Annotated in this window: 14 protein-coding genes; 5 read left to right on the top strand and 9 right to left on the bottom strand. The window is 70.3% G+C overall.

Annotation, left to right across the window (positions count from 1 at the left end; all coding sequences use genetic code 11):
* Nucleotides 1-40: 40 nt before the first annotated feature.
* Both FLX07_RS02385 and FLX07_RS02380 read right to left on the bottom strand, forming a co-directional pair.
* On the bottom strand, nt 41-1,042 hold the full coding sequence (locus tag FLX07_RS02385; protein WP_189104857.1) for a sporulation protein: 1,002 nt from the start codon (nt 1,040-1,042) through the stop codon (nt 41-43).
* Nucleotides 1,043-1,146: 104 nt separating this feature from the next.
* Nucleotides 1,147-2,406, bottom strand: coding sequence for an MFS transporter (locus FLX07_RS02380; RefSeq protein WP_142567741.1), 1,260 nt, complete (start codon nt 2,404-2,406; stop codon nt 1,147-1,149).
* Nucleotides 2,407-2,800: 394 nt separating this feature from the next.
* Here FLX07_RS02380 and FLX07_RS02375 point away from each other — a divergent pair, with 394 nt between their 5' ends.
* Both FLX07_RS02375 and FLX07_RS02370 read left to right on the top strand, forming a co-directional pair.
* Nucleotides 2,801-4,249 carry an MFS transporter gene (locus FLX07_RS02375; RefSeq protein WP_167748085.1) on the top strand — a complete coding sequence of 483 codons (1,449 nt, stop codon included), beginning with the start codon at nt 2,801-2,803 and terminating at the stop codon, nt 4,247-4,249.
* A gap of 113 nt (nt 4,250-4,362) precedes the next feature.
* Nucleotides 4,363-5,421 (top strand): lysylphosphatidylglycerol synthase transmembrane domain-containing protein, encoded by a 1,059-nt coding sequence (locus tag FLX07_RS02370; protein WP_167748084.1) that lies wholly within the window; start codon nt 4,363-4,365, stop codon nt 5,419-5,421.
* A gap of 29 nt (nt 5,422-5,450) precedes the next feature.
* Here the strand turns inward: FLX07_RS02370 and FLX07_RS02365 are convergent, their stop codons facing one another.
* Both FLX07_RS02365 and ypfJ read right to left on the bottom strand, forming a co-directional pair.
* Nucleotides 5,451-6,176: a DedA family protein gene (locus FLX07_RS02365; RefSeq protein WP_142567739.1), complete on the bottom strand. Its 726-nt coding sequence runs from the start codon at nt 6,174-6,176 to the stop codon at nt 5,451-5,453.
* A gap of 130 nt (nt 6,177-6,306) precedes the next feature.
* Nucleotides 6,307-7,218 carry a KPN_02809 family neutral zinc metallopeptidase gene (gene ypfJ / locus FLX07_RS02360; protein ID WP_142567738.1) on the bottom strand — a complete coding sequence of 304 codons (912 nt, stop codon included), beginning with the start codon at nt 7,216-7,218 and terminating at the stop codon, nt 6,307-6,309.
* 287 nt (nt 7,219-7,505) lie between these two features.
* Between ypfJ and FLX07_RS02355 the strand changes: the two genes are divergently transcribed.
* Both FLX07_RS02355 and FLX07_RS38225 read left to right on the top strand, forming a co-directional pair.
* Entirely contained in the window at nt 7,506-8,102 is a 597-nt protein-coding gene (locus FLX07_RS02355) for a class I SAM-dependent methyltransferase (protein WP_142567737.1), read from the top strand.
* A gap of 243 nt (nt 8,103-8,345) precedes the next feature.
* Nucleotides 8,346-8,945, top strand: a complete 600-nt coding sequence (locus FLX07_RS38225) for a sugar O-acetyltransferase (protein WP_142567736.1) — start codon at nt 8,346-8,348, stop codon at nt 8,943-8,945.
* 127 nt (nt 8,946-9,072) lie between these two features.
* On the opposite strand, the gene FLX07_RS02345 is transcribed toward FLX07_RS38225, so the two are convergent.
* Together FLX07_RS02345 and FLX07_RS02340 are read right to left on the bottom strand one after the other, a co-directional pair.
* Nucleotides 9,073-10,173 carry a PDDEXK family nuclease gene (locus FLX07_RS02345; protein ID WP_142567735.1) on the bottom strand — a complete coding sequence of 367 codons (1,101 nt, stop codon included), beginning with the start codon at nt 10,171-10,173 and terminating at the stop codon, nt 9,073-9,075.
* Between the two features lie 50 nt (nt 10,174-10,223).
* Nucleotides 10,224-10,562: an Imm51 family immunity protein gene (locus tag FLX07_RS02340; protein ID WP_142567734.1), complete on the bottom strand. Its 339-nt coding sequence runs from the start codon at nt 10,560-10,562 to the stop codon at nt 10,224-10,226.
* 269 nt (nt 10,563-10,831) lie between these two features.
* Here FLX07_RS02340 and FLX07_RS02335 point away from each other — a divergent pair, with 269 nt between their 5' ends.
* Nucleotides 10,832-11,698: a DUF6745 domain-containing protein gene (locus FLX07_RS02335; protein WP_208762034.1), complete on the top strand. Its 867-nt coding sequence runs from the start codon at nt 10,832-10,834 to the stop codon at nt 11,696-11,698.
* 162 nt (nt 11,699-11,860) lie between these two features.
* On the opposite strand, the gene FLX07_RS02330 is transcribed toward FLX07_RS02335, so the two are convergent.
* The 3 genes from FLX07_RS02330 to FLX07_RS02320 form a co-directional block, all read right to left on the bottom strand.
* Nucleotides 11,861-13,183 (bottom strand): hypothetical protein, encoded by a 1,323-nt coding sequence (locus FLX07_RS02330; protein WP_142567733.1) that lies wholly within the window; start codon nt 13,181-13,183, stop codon nt 11,861-11,863.
* Nucleotides 13,184-13,270: 87 nt separating this feature from the next.
* Nucleotides 13,271-13,618: an SbtR family transcriptional regulator gene (locus FLX07_RS02325; RefSeq protein WP_142567732.1), complete on the bottom strand. Its 348-nt coding sequence runs from the start codon at nt 13,616-13,618 to the stop codon at nt 13,271-13,273.
* Between the two features lie 172 nt (nt 13,619-13,790).
* Complete coding sequence (locus tag FLX07_RS02320) at nt 13,791-13,970, bottom strand: hypothetical protein (protein WP_208762033.1); 180 nt, start codon at nt 13,968-13,970, stop codon at nt 13,791-13,793.
* Nucleotides 13,971-13,975 lie beyond the last annotated feature (5 nt).

Below are 13,975 nucleotides of genomic sequence, written 5' to 3'. Positions count from 1 at the left end.
CGACGGCGGCGTGCCGGGCGGAGGGGCGGCCGGCGGGGGGTTACCAGTCGCCGTCCCCGCCCTCGTCCTCGTCGTCCTCGAAGATCTCTTCGATCACCTCGCCGGCCACCAGGCCGCCGACGACCCCGGCGGCGCCGGCCGCGGCCACCACGCCCCAGCCGGGGCCACCGCGCTGCTCGTGGTGACCGTGGGGATGGTGGTCCTCGTAGTGGCCGCCGTGATGGTCGCCGTACGGTGCGCCGTAGGGGGCACCGTGGGGAGCGGAGTGCTGGGAGCCGTACTGGGCGAGCCCGGTCAGCCAGCGGTCGAGCTCGCCGGGCCAGTCCATGCGCGCCGCGTCCTCGTGACTGACGCGGAAGCGGCCGATGGCGTCGCCGGAGTAACGACCGGCTCGCTTGTCGGCCTCCAGGATCACTTCCAGACCCGCGGGGTCGGCCACGAAGGTGAGCTCGGCCTCCCCCACCGCACCGGCGTGCCGCGGGGGCGGGTAGAACTCGATCTCCTGGTAGAACGGCAGCTCCTGGCGCACGCCGTACAGGTGGCCGGCCTCGAGATCGGCCGACTTGAAGGCGAAACCGAGCTGGAGGAGCGCCTCCAGGACGCGGAACTGCGAGGGGAGCGGCTCGACGGCGATCGGGTCGAGGTCGCCCTTGTCGACGGCCTTGGCGATGGCCACCTCGGTGCGTACGCCGAGGGCCATGCCGGTCAGGCGCTGCCCGTCGATCTCACTGATCGGGGTCTCCCACGGCACCGGGATCTGGAAGGGGACGCTCCGGTTCTCGCCCTGGCGCAGGGTGAACGGGCCGGACACCCGGGCACGGGAGAACTCGCCGAGCCCCGCGCTCTCGCCGTCGCCGTGCTCGATCTCCACCGCGGCGACCAGGCCGAGAGTGATGTCCTCGATCTCGGCGTCGAAGTCGCCGCCGGTCAGGCGCACCTCGCCCGTGAGCACGCCGCCCGGCCGGACTCGCGGGGTGGTTAGCACGGTGTCCACCGAGGGGGCGCCCACTCCGAGAGCGGCCAGCATCCGCTTGAAGACCACGTATTTCTCCCTGTCGACGATCGATGAGGTGTGTCAGCCGCCCACCTGAACGATCAAGGGCCGTGGCCGGGTTCCGCCCGCCGGTAAAGACTGCCCCGAGGTGATCAAGATCTCGTCGGCACGGCCCGTACGTCCGGGACCCGGAGCTCCCGCACCCCCGGGAAGAGCACGGCCAGCATGGAGACCAGCACCACCATCGCGCCGCACCCGATCAGCGCGGGCTGCGCGCCGACCGTGACGGCCAGCGGACCGGCCAGCAGCATGCCCAGGGGCCCGAGCATCAGGGAACCGAGCGAGTCGTAGGAGCTGACCCGCGACAGCGACTCGCCCGGGATCTCCCGCTGGACCGTGGTGTTCCACAGCACGCCGTAGATGTCGAAGCAGACGCCGGCGACGAGGGCCCCGCTCACGATGGACCACAGCGGCGCGCCGACGCCGAGCAGCACGTACGGCGCGGCGGTGGGCAGGGTGAGGAGCGTCGCGACCATGACGGGCCGCCGGGGACGCAGCCGGAAGGCGAGGACGACCCCGATGGCCATTCCGACGGCCTCGCCGGCGAGGACCGCCGACCAGGCGGGAGCGCCGCCCATGTGCTGCCTGGCGACCAGAGGGCCGAGCACGCCGTACGCCGCCTGCACGGCCATCATCAGGATCGAGAACTGTGCCACGGCCACCCACAGCCACTGCCGGGAGACGAACTCGCGCCAGCCGTCCCGCAGATCGGCCAGCACCGAGTGGGCGCCACCGGGTGAGCCTTGACCGGGGGAACCGCGGAGCATCGTGACCAGCACGGCGGCGACGGCGAACATGACACCGCTCGTCATCAGCACCCAGCCGCTGCCGATCAGGACCACGGCGCCGCCGCTGAGCACGAGACCCGCCATCTTCGAGACGTTGGTCCCCATCCCGAGCAGGGCGTTGGCACTGTGTAACCGGCCGGGCGGGACCACGTCGCGGATGATCCCGGTCAGCGCCGGGAACAGCATGGCGCCGGCGATGCCGCTGACGGCGCTCGCCACCAGGAGCGGGGGGAGTGGCGCCCACTTCGTCAGCATCATCGCGGCCAGGCAGAGGTGGGCCGCCGCGTTGACGGACTCCGCCGCGGTCATCACCCGGTGCCTCGGCATCCGGTCCGCGACGACCCCTCCGAGCAGGAGGAAGGCCACCATCGGCAGCGCCTGGGCGGCGAGGACCGCCGACAGCGTCGTCGCCCTCGCACCGGGCAGCGCGAGGACGCCGAAGGCGAGGGCGATGGGAGCGAAGCCACTGCCCAGCACCGAGACGGTGCGAGCGGCGAGCAACAGGGCGAACCGCCGTTCCCTGACCATGGCCAGATCGCCGCCGAGCCCGTACGCGTCGCCCATCCGGAGCGGCGGGGAGCCCGGCTCTCGCCCCTGATGTTCTCGCCGCCCGGAATTCGTCCCGGTTTCCGCGGCCGGATCGGCGCCTGTCGCCGGGAAGGGCCCTCGCCGGGTGTTTCCGGCCCTGTCGACGTCACGAGAAGGTGCCCTGTCCATCAGCCGCCCTCCGCACGAGATCAGTACGTGGTGGGCGCCCGCGTCTCGGACCGGCCGTCCGCGCCGCGCTTCGGGTTCCTCCTGCGGCCTGTCCTGGATCGGACTCCGGCCCCCACTCGCGCCCGGTATCCGTCGGCCCCGCTCGAACACCGAGGGCCCGGAGAGGGATTGATGCCCGTGTATCCCGCGCCACTCCTGATATGGCCGGATACAGCGTCATATCCTGCGAAAAGGGGGTGACATGTTCGGGCAAATCAGCACCGACATCCCCGGACGGCTGGACCGGCTCCCCTGGGCTCGCTGGCATTGGATGGTGCTGCTCGGTCTCGGCACCGTCTGGATCCTCGACGGCATCGAGGTCACGATCGTCGGCGTCATCGGCCCGAGGATCACCGAGCCGGGCAGCGGACTGGGGCTCACCGAGAGCCAGGTCGGGATCGCGGCCGGAATCTACATCGCCGGCGCCTGCGCCGGCGCGCTCCTGTTCGCCCACCTGACGGACCGCTTCGGACGTACGAGGATCTTCCTGGTGACGCTCGCCCTCTACCTGGCCGCCACCTTGGCCACCGCCTTCTCCCATCACGCGTGGGACTTCTATCTGTGCCGGTTCTTCACCGGCATGGGCATCGGAGGCGAGTACGCCGCGGTCAACTCGGCGATCGACGAGCTCATCCCCTCGCGGGTGCGCGGGAGGGTCGACCTCGCGGTGAACGGCTCCTTCTGGCTCGGCACGGTTCTCGGCGCCCTCATCGCGATCCCCGTGCTCAACATGAGCATGCTTCCGACCGACCTCGGCTGGCGTCTGCTGTTCGGGCTCGGCGCGCTGTTCGGTTCGGTGATCCTGCTGGTCCGGCGGCTCGCGCCGCCGCCGGAGAGCCCACGCTGGCTGCTGATCCACGGTCGCGTGCGGGAGGCGGAGGAGACGATTGATCACATCGAGGCGACGGTGCGGGAGCAGGCCGGCCGGAGCCTCGATCCGCCCCGCGCCAGGATCAGGATCACCCCGCGAAGGTACACTCCGCTGACCGAGGTGGCCGCCACCCTGATGCGCCGATATCCCCGGCGGACGGCGGTCGGCCTGCTGCTGTTCGTGGGCCAGGCGTTCCTCTACAACTCCATCTTCTTCACCTACGCCCTGGTCCTCTCGACGTTCTTCACCGTCCTGGACGACGACACGCCCTGGTATCTCATCCCGATCGCGATCGGCAACTTCCTCGGTCCGGTGCTGCTGGGCCGGTTCTTCGACTCGGTCGGACGCCGCCCGATGATCGCCGGCACGTACGGGACATCGGGGGTGCTCCTGCTCGGGACGGCCGCGCTGTTCCAGGCGGACCTGCTGTCGCCGGAGACACTCACCATCTGCTGGATGGCGGTGTTCTTCTTCGCCTCGGCCGGGGCGAGTGCCGCGTACCTGACGGTTTCGGAGATCTTCCCGATGGAGACGCGGCCGGTGGTCATCTCGTTCTTCTACGCGCTCGGCACCGGCCTCGGAGGCATCGTCGGCCCCGTGCTGTTCGGCCACCTGGTGGAGAGCCACAGCGTGGGCAACGTCGTCGTGGGATACCTCATCGGGGCTGTCCTGATGATCGCCGCCGGGCTCGTGCAGTGGTTCATGGGAGTGGAGGCGGCTCGCCGTTCGCTGGAGGACGTCGCCGAGCCGCTGGGCGCGGAAGGCCCGCGAACGGTCTGATCGGCGCTGCCGTAAATTTGCCGCCCATTTTGCTCAAAATGCATGTTTGGGATTGTTCTTCATTTGACTCGTTAATACGGATGAAGCGGACAGGGTGGAGGTGGCGAACCGGCGTGGAGACCATTTCGGCGGAGGCAGAGGCGGAGGCGGACGCGGGGGCGGAGGCGGCGACGGGCCGCGCGCCCCGGAGCAGGGTCGTCATGTCGCTGATCTCCCTGGCGCTGGCGGCCGTGCTCATCTCGTTCCTTCCGCACATCACCGGAGTCACCTGGGGGCAGCTCGACGAACGCCTGGTGCGGATCGGCTGGGGCGCGATGGCGGTGCTCACCGGGGTGTGGGCGGCCGGGCTGTGGGCGTACTCGAACGTGCTGAGCGACTCCCTGCCCGGGTTGAGCAGGCGCCGGGCGCTGCTGGTCAACTGCGTCGGCAGCGGCGCCAGCAACATGCTGCCGTTCGGCGGGGCCGTGGGCGTGGCCATGACCTTCACCATGATGACCAGGTGGGGCTTCGGACGGCGGCCGGTGGTGGCCTCGACGGTCGTGACGGGCGTGTGGAACCTGCTGTCCCGCTTCCTGCTCCCCGCCGTGGGACTCGGCTGCCTGCTCGGCGCGGGATACATGCCGGATCGCCGGCTCGCGACGGCCGCAGGGGTCGGCGGCGCGTTGCTCATCGGCGTCGTCGTCGCCATGACGGCCGCCCTCCACCGGGAGGCGGTGGCCGACCTGCTGGGGCGGGGCCTGGATCGGGTGGTCCGATTCCTGCCGCTCAGGCGAAAGCCGTGCCTGCGCGACTTCCTGCTCGACCTGCGTCACTCCACCATCGAGATCACTCGTACGCGGTGGCCCCGGCTCACGCTCGGCATGGTCGCCTACATGGCGCTGCAGTGCGTGCTGTTCATCGGATGCCTGCGCGTGACCGGTGCCGAGGTCGCCGTCCCCGAGGCGGTCGCGGCCTTCGCGATCAACCGGGTGCTGACCACCGCCGTCATCACACCCGGCGGATCGGGGATCAGCGAGTCGGCGACCGCGCTGGCGCTGATCGGCTTCGGCGTCGCACCCGGGGCGGCCACGGCGGCGGTGCTGCTGTTCTGGTTCTTCGCCCACCTGATCGAGATCCCGGTCGGCTGGTTCGCCTGGAGCATCTGGTCGCTGACCGCACGGGCGCGGCCGTGAGCCGCCGGCCGGCGTGCGGCGCAGCATCCCTACCTCTGCACCGGGCGGCCGGAGGGCGTGGCCCTGGCGCGCTCCGCCCTGACACACTCCGCCCCCACAGACTCCGCCCTGGCACACTCCGCCCCGACAGACTCCGCGACGACCGGCGTTCGCGGCCGGGTCAGCCGGTGGACGCCCAGGCCGGCGGCGGCCAGCGCGACCAGGCCGGCCGCGACCAGGAGACCGACCCGCCCGGAGAACTGCTCCACCAGCTCGTACGAGCTCCCCGCGGCGTACCCGAGCGCGACGGTGCCCGCCCCCCAGGCCAGCCCGCCGGGCACCCCGTAGGCGAGGAATCTCGCGTACGGCAGGCGTCCCATGCCGGCCAGCATGGGGACCAGGGCGCGCAGCAGACCGACCCAGCGGCCGAACAGGACGGCCCATCCACCGCGCCGCCGCAGGTAGTCCTCCGTGCGGTCCCATCGCTCCGCGCTCACCCGGCGGCCCAGCCGGCTGGCGCGCACGCGAGGCCCCAGCCGCCTGCCGATCCGGTAGCTGATCGAATCCCCGGCGACCGCGCCCACGCCGGCCACGACCATCATGACGAGCAGGCTCACGTGCCCCGTGAAGGCGAGGAAACCGGCCATCAGCAGGGTGATCTCACCCGGCACCACGAGCCCGACGAGCGCCCCCGTCTCCGCGCAGGCCATCAGCCCGACCACCAGGTAGGCCCATGGGCCCGCCATCGCCATGAACTGGTGCAGCCCCTGCGTCATCGGATGCCCCCCGCCCCGCGACGACTGTCTCCCCACAATGCACGCCCTCCCCACAATGCACGTCACATGGGGAACGCCAGTAGTTCGAGGCGGGAAAGCCTCAGTAAGCGTCCAGGCGGCAGGGAAAACGTCAGACCGCGCCGGAGAACGTGTCGCACCGGGCGGGAGAGCCCGTCGTATAGCCCGTGGTGAACCATTTGACCCGCTGCTGGGAGCTCCCGTGCGTCCACCCCTCGGGGTCCACCCTGCCCCGGGAGCGCTCCTGGATCCTGTCGTCGCCCACCGCCGCCGCGGCGTCCAGGGCCTCCTGGATGTCCGCCTTGGTGAACGGGCTCTCGTAGAACCCCGTGTCCACCGCGTTCTTCGCCCACACCCCGGCGTAGCAGTCCGCTTGAAGCTCAAGCCGTACGGAGGCGCTGCCCGCGCCCTGGCTGTCGCCGGCGGCCCGCCGGTTGGTGCCGAGGATGTTCTGCACGTGGTGGCCGTACTCGTGACCGATCACGTACGCCTGCGCGAAGGGCCCGCCCTTCGCGCCGAATTCGCTCTCCAGCTCCTTGAAGAAGCCGAGGTCGAGGTAGACCCGGCTGTCGGCCGGGCAGTAGAAGGGGCCGACGGCCGAGCTCGCCTGGCCGCAGCCCGTACTCACGGCGTTGGTGAACAGGACGGTCCGCGCGTTGCGGTACGACTGCCCGCCCCGCTCGGCGAAGGCGTCCCGCCAGTATTTCTGGACGCTGTTGACCACCCCCACCACGCGGCACTTCTCCGACTGGTCCGCGTCGCTGCCCTTCTTGCACTCGCTCAGATCTCGCGAGGTCGGATCCGAGGCAGGGCGCGCGCCCGTGGACCCGCCGGACGAGGAGCCTCCACCGCTGAGGAGATCGGCCGGGTTGACCCCCAGAACCAGGGCGACGACCAGGGCGACGACACCCACGACGCCCCCGCCGATCGCGAGCCCGCCGCCCGGGAACCCGCCACCTGAGAACCCGCCGCCGCCCTCCTCCACCTGTGACGCGTCGAGATCCACGTCGTCGCGGAAGTCCATCACGCCCGCCTTCCTGTCCCGGGAGCAGCCACGTCCTATGATCCCCGACGGCCGCACCGGGAGCAGGCGCAGTTGTCGATCTACCGGCGTAGGCGGGGCCGATCCCCACCTGGCGCTCGGACCTCGCCCGGCGGTCCCTGCCGGCGTATGGAGCCCGGATCGTCATCCCCGGCAGTGCGGGCAGCGCCCTGTCCGAGCCCCTCTGGGGCGGTCGCCCGGCTTCGTGACGAGGCCCGGACCGTGGTCGAATCGTTCATCCACCTCCTTCCGCTGAGGAGCCGCAGACCATGAACGATCGATCCCTTGAGGAGACCAGGGAGTTCTTCGCCGCGAGGGCGGCCACCTGGGAGGAGAAGTATCCCGACGACGGCCCGGCCTTCGCCGCCGCGATCGCCGAGATGGCCCTGCCCGCCGGGGGGCTGGTCCTCGACGCCGGATGTGGAACCGGCCGTGCGTTCCCCCTGCTGCGGGACGCGGTCGGGGCCGCCGGGCACGTGGTGGGCGTGGACGTCACCCCGGAGATGATCCGGTCCGGTCGCGAGCGGGGACGGGGTGAGTTCGGCCGGCTGGTGATCGCCGACGTCGGGCGGCTTCCACTCCGCGACGGCGTGGCCGAGGGCGTGCTGGCCTCCGGGCTGATCTCCCACGTTCTCCTGCCGGCGGCCGTGCTGTCCGAGCTGGCCCGGGTGACCCGCCCCGGCGGGATGCTGGCGTTGTTCCACCCCGTGGGCCGCGCGGTGCTCGCGGCGCGGCGTGGCCGCACCCTGACCCCCGCCGACATACGGGCCGAGCACAATCTCCGTCCCCTGCTGGATGCCGCCGGCTGGACCCTGCTCGACTACGACGACACCGAGGAGCGCTACCTGGCGCTGGCACGGAGATGAGCGACCGATGACGCGGGTGACGGAGTGACGGGGTGACGGGGTGACGGGGTGACGGCCCAGGAGGAGATCGCCGCCGGCGCTCGCGCGAACGCTGCGGACCACGCTCTCCGCAGGAGAGGTCCCGTCAGCGGCGGTCGCCGGTTCCGCGACACTTGGTCCTCGACGAGTGCCCGAATCGGCGCCTGCGCGGCCCGGCTCGAAGGCGACCGCGCAGCCGACGAAGACCGAACGCAGGAGACGACCGTGAGCCTTGAGGCACAGCGCGCCCACATCCTCACCGGGCGGATGTACAACGACCTGACCGGCGAACTGGTCGCCGCCCGGCAGCGTGCCGTGCTGCTCACCAACGCCTACAACGACAGCTTCGGAGCTCCCCAGGCCCAGCGCGAGGCCCTCCTCCGTGACCTGCTCCACCACGTGGGCCCCGGCGCGCACTTTGAGCCCACCTTCCGGTGCGAGTTCGGCTACAACATCAGCCTCGGCGCCGGCTTCTACGCCAACTTCGACGCCGTCATGCTCGACGGCGCACGCATCACGATCGGCGACAACGTCCTGCTCGGGCCGCGCGTGAGCATCTACACCTCCAACCACGCCATCGATCCCGACGAGCGCGTCGCGGGGGCCTGTTACGCCAGGCCCGTGACCATCGGCGACAGCGTGTGGATCGGGGGCGGGGTCACCATCAACCCCGGCGTGACCATCGGCGACGGCGCGATCGTCGGCTCCGGGGCCGTCGTGACCCGAGACGTCCCCGCACGCGTCATCGCCGCCGGCAACCCCGCCCGGGTCCTGCGCGAGATCACCGAGCGGGATGCCACCGGCTGGCGCCCCGACGCCCTGTAACCGCGCCCGACACGGCGGCGTCGAGCCCATGTGGATCGACACTCCGGGTGCGCCCTCGCCCGGGCCGCGGAGACACCCCGCCCGTGGCGCAACCCATGTCGGCGTCAACGCGGCATTGGGCAGGCCTCTACTCTTCTGCGGAAGTTCTGCGATTAGCTGATTCCTCGTAGGCACTTCTCAGAAGCGCGAGCACCTCGTCGTTGATGTCGCACTTCAGGTAGTTGTTCTGACCGATCTGGCCAGGAAGCCGTTCGTCCAGGCGGGCTAGTGCGTTCGGCGCCTCGGCTTGGATGACGGTGCGCTGCGGGCTCACATAGGCGCCTCCGTCATTCCAGATCGTGAACATTCCACGGCTCTGGCCGGGAAGACGCGGATTGAGGATCCAGCGGCCCTTGCCCACGGTGGTGAAGAGGGTGGTCAAACGGTCCGACTGCAATTGCTCCGCCCAGTCGCACAGCCGGCGGAGCAGCTCACGATGGGAGGGATCGGCGCTGTCGATGCTGTCGCGGAAGGAAGCCGATCCCGAAGTCGGCTTGGCTTCCCGCTGCATCCTCGACGGCGAAATCGAGGCCGCCAAAGCGCGCTCCGGTTCGACCAGTTGCGGGACGAGCACCTGGCTACCACCCACGTCGTAGGCTGTCACCGTCACCAGATCGATGTCCAGACGATCGTTGGTGACGGTCTGCAGATACCCTGCGAGCTCGATCAGGTCGGTCGGCGCGGCATCGAAGACCACAACGCAGCGCGCATTCCCTTTTTCGAATTCCTCAGCCATGCCGTTGCGAAAGGAATCGATGTCGAACGACCCGTCACCGACCTCGGCAGCCACCAAGGCGGCGACAGTCGCGTGTCCACGCTTGGTCACATAAGGCTGCATGAGCTCTTCGAACGCGGTCGCCGACAGCCGGAAAATATAGGACGCGTATCCGAGAACCTGTGCGAAGACGGTTCTCCGATCCGAATTGGCGGCCAGTTTCACTTCGATGACCACTGGTCGCCCACTGTCCGCGTCCACGGCCACGAGATCGGCATAGCCATTGCCGAGCTGCACCTCCCGGCCCAGAATCACCAGTCTTGGCTGACCGGGAAGCGGCAACATCGCTGGAGCGCGTTCGATGCTGCTGTGTAGCGCCTGCTCGTCCGCGTAACGCTGGGCCGGGAGAGGTACGAGCCCTTTTCCTTCGTCATGCCAAATACCTGTCACCGATGCTCCCTTGCTGACCGTCACTGTTGCCCGATGACCGGCGGGCTTGCCGTCTACTGCTCAGCGGCAGGCGATCAGTCGTCGAACTCGAACCCGTCCGCCTCGGCGGCCGTAATGAGCCGCCGCATGCGGTCGGCGTCTGCGGCGACGGCCGCCATCCGGGCGCCCAGGTCCTCCAGCGCGCCACGGTCCCCGCCGTACGCGCAGAACATGCCGCCTTCAGGGTCGTATGCGAACCGGCCTTCCAGGGCAGGGGCCTCGGTGCGGACGAGCACCTGTGCGACGCCTTCCCAGAAATATCCGTTCGGCTCGTGACCGAGTTCTTCTATCACGTCGTCCACCTGCGTGGTTCCCGCGTTCAGCACCAGCGCGTACTGTCCCGGGGTCGAGCCGATCAGCTTCATCGGATACATCGGCGCATGCTGTCACCTTCGAACCCACGCTGCAAGGCACGCTCGTCGCCCACTGGCATGCCGCCGCAGCGCAGCACGTCGTGAGGAAGCCCGGGTCGCGATGGCCGGTCGGCGCGACGTGCGTGCCCGCCTCGGCGCGACCGGCCCATCCACTGCGGATGCGAGCGGCGGTTGGGGCGGGGACCAATCGAGCGGTTGCGCGCACCGCGGAGCACAGGCCATTATCGAGGCATGATCTCCAACCGAAAGGGCGGCGACGCCCACGCGCGGTGACCGCGCTCACGCGGCGCTATGCCGCCGCCGAACCTGTGGCCGACGTCCGGAGCAAGAGCGCTCGCGACCGGTGGCAGGAAGCAGTCAAGATCCGGCAGGAGTGGCTGGACCACGGTCTGTCCACACAGCCCGCCGCCCGGCGGACTGCCGAACACAGCCTCACCGTGATCTACGCGAGGATCTCTCGCCCGAAACCCCGGTTCGAATGGGTCGACTCACCGGCCAAGGCGATCCCGCTTGTCACCGGTCTGCCCACTCTCGACCAGCTCTACGGGTGGATCCGGGATCCTCATCCACGGGGGACACCATCACTGGCCAGTGATCTGGCCATGCTCGAGTCCCAGTTGCGCGGCGCACTCAGCGCCGGTGTCTCCCACACCGACCCTGAGCTGTCCCCGACGCGGAAGGGTAAGCGGGGCGAGCCCTGGCCCGAACTGCCCCCGCTGAAGGCACTCGACGCCGGCGTTCCACTGGGTGTGGTGCTGCACCAGGGCATCCGCACCGCACTGCACCGGAGCCTCGCGCACGGATATCGCGTGCCCGTCCGCAACGCGCTGTCCGGCGGCAGGCCCCTGTCGGCGTGCTGGTACGGGCAGCAGGACGCGGCATGGGTCGCCTACTACGACGCTTTGCACCGGCTCGGACTGGCCTCCTACGGGCCGGACGAAGTCGAGCACCTCGGCCACTGGGCCGCACTGGTGCGCTCCTGCGGCTGGTGGTGGCCCGGCGAGGATGTGTGCGTCGTCGTGGATCGGCCCGAGATGGTCCGCGTCGAACCGGTGCCAGGAACCTGGCACGACGAGGTCCGGCTCCGTCGCGGGGGTGTCCGCTACCGGGACGGCTGGCACCCGTTGCTTACGTGACCACGGTGCTTGCCTGATCATAAGGCTTACCTGATCACGGGGCTTGCCTGATCACGGGCGGGCCGGAGACGAGACAGGTTGTTCCGTCCCCGGCTCGCCCCCCAGCCCGTCCCCCGGCCTGCCCCGACAGCGGGGACGCGCCGGCGCGGGCATGAAGCCGGGTTACATCCGGTTGCAGGGTGTCGCCAGGCGCCGGTGCCTCTGAGACCAGAGCAGGGCGGCCGAGACCAGGCAGGCTGCGGTGAACCACAACGGTGAGACGGTCGGCCTCGAGAAGGTCGCAATCACGCCGTACAGATCGACGTCATCCGGCCGGGAGAGAACCCAGCCGCCGGGGAGATCGGGCCCACGCCGGTCGACCAGGGTCACGGCGGCGAGCCCGCCGAGCGCGGTGAGGAACAGGCCGCTCATCGCCGCCCAGAACACGGCCCGCCGATGCAGAGCGACAAGCACCAGTACGGACAGGCCGCCGACGCCGACGAACAGCTCCGAAGCGTGCCAGAACGCCGGGGATACGGCGCCCACCACGTCACCCACGACGGGAGGCAGTCTTTCGATAGACACGTGCGGGCTGATCCACGCCGGATGCTTGTTGGCCAGCGGCGGAAGGAGCAGAACCAGGCACGCGGTGAGGCGGGCCACCACCATGAGCGTGGCTCTGCGGTCGGCCGGCGGGACGTACGGCGCGAGCCCGCTGGGCGCGCCCCCGAGCTCGTGGGCGGACCGGGCCAGCCAGATCACGAAGAGGGCGGAGGCGGCCGAGGTGGCCTCGTCATACACGTTGTAGAGGTCGCCGGTCCCGCTCAGCGGTATGCGCCCGAGGAGGAGCGCGTCCGGAGCCACCAGTGAGGCGACGCCGTACCACACGGTCGCCCGCCCCCAACGGCCGTCCCGCCACTGCGCCACGAGCACCAGCACGGACCACACCAGAGTCCCGACGGCGGCGAACCCGCCGAGCGCCGCCGCGCGCTCCGCCGCGCGCCAGTCGAGCACGTCGAACACCTCGGTCGCCGCCACGCTCCCCTGGGCCAGCAGGCCGGCGCCCAGGGCGAGGCCGGCGTGACGTACGTTGCGGCGCAGCACCGGGTGGAACAGTATGACGACCACCGACGTCACGAGCACGTCGAGCAGCACGGCCCACCACGGCCAGGTCGGCATGACCGCGTAGAACGCCCAGAACGCCACTGCCGCATACAGAGCCCGTCGCAGCGGGCGCGTCTCGGGGTCGGCCGGGAGCGTCTTCCCGTACGGCAGGCCCCGCAGGCTCTGCCACAGGGCCCAGGCCCACAGCCCGCCCGCGAAGACGAGGATGAGCACGGTGGGCCACGTGGCCACGGCGTCCTCGTCCGCTTCGACGAACAGCGACAGCCGCCACAGGAAACCGACGTCGCGGCCGGTCAGCGCGAGCACGACGGCGACCATGAGCGCCGCCGTATATCCACCGGTCACGAGCACGGCGGGAAGGATCGACCGATAACGGCGCACGCGTCACGTCCAGGAGATCAAGCGGGGGGACGCTCACTCTAGCGATTCCTGATCACGAATTCGATCGGCAGCCGAACGGACAAGGGATCACGGCGGAGGAGCCGGCGTGCCCAGCCCGGCCAGGGTGACGGCGACCAGGCGGTGGACCGCGTCATGGCTGTCGACCGTGCCGGCCGCGGTGAGGGCGTGCAGGCAGTAGCCGGCCAGTTCCCCGGCCGCCACATCGTCACGGAGATCCCCGTCCTGTGCGGCCTCGGCGATCAGGTTCTCCACGAACTCCCGTAGCCGCTGCCGCGCCCTGTCGACGTGCTCACCGCTGTGCAGTAGTGCGGCGAGCTCACCGCCATGGTGGCGCGCCGAGTCGTACTGGATCTCCGCGAAGGTCCGCAACGCGGCCCGCAGGCGTACGACGGCCGGCTCAGCCGGCTCGGCCACCGCGGTGAGCCGGTCGAGATGTGCGTTGATCTGGCGTTCGTGCCATGCGGTGAGGACGGCCTGGGCGTCGGGAAAGTACTTGTACAGCGTCGCGCGCCCGACGTCGGCGTGGCCGGCACGGTCGTAGCGGAATCATGCTGGACCGCCGCCGCCGGCGACGTCGTCATCGTGCTCATCGTGGTGAAAATCGCGCTGATCGCATGGGCCCGCGTCCGAATCCGCCGTCGGTGATGTTGCGCAGGACGTTCATGTTCGGGAGCAGGTTGATCTGCTGAAACACCATGCCGATCTTCTTGCGGGCCTGGCGCAGGTGGCGCTCGTCCGCGGGCACCCGCCGTTCGCCGCGCCGCATGTGAG

It is taken from the genome of Microbispora bryophytorum (genome assembly GCF_006874465.1).
GTDB lineage: Bacteria > Actinomycetota > Actinomycetes > Streptosporangiales > Streptosporangiaceae > Microbispora > Microbispora bryophytorum.
The sequence above is the reverse complement of the archived record's forward strand: the minus strand, read 5'-3'. Positions and strand labels throughout refer to the sequence as shown.

Coding starts and splice junctions, on each gene's coding strand:
- FLX07_RS02380 (WP_142567741.1), bottom strand. CDS start 2,406: ATGGGCGACGCGTACGGGCTCGGCGGCGATCTGGCCATGGTCAGGGAA.
- FLX07_RS02375 (WP_167748085.1), top strand. CDS start 2,801: ATGTTCGGGCAAATCAGCACCGACATCCCCGGACGGCTGGACCGGCTC.
- FLX07_RS02365 (WP_142567739.1), bottom strand. CDS start 6,176: ATGACGCAGGGGCTGCACCAGTTCATGGCGATGGCGGGCCCATGGGCC.
- ypfJ (WP_142567738.1), bottom strand. CDS start 7,218: ATGGACTTCCGCGACGACGTGGATCTCGACGCGTCACAGGTGGAGGAG.
- FLX07_RS02355 (WP_142567737.1), top strand. CDS start 7,506: ATGAACGATCGATCCCTTGAGGAGACCAGGGAGTTCTTCGCCGCGAGG.
- FLX07_RS02340 (WP_142567734.1), bottom strand. CDS start 10,562: ATGTATCCGATGAAGCTGATCGGCTCGACCCCGGGACAGTACGCGCTG.
- FLX07_RS02320 (WP_208762033.1), bottom strand. CDS start 13,970: ATGCGGCGCGGCGAACGGCGGGTGCCCGCGGACGAGCGCCACCTGCGC.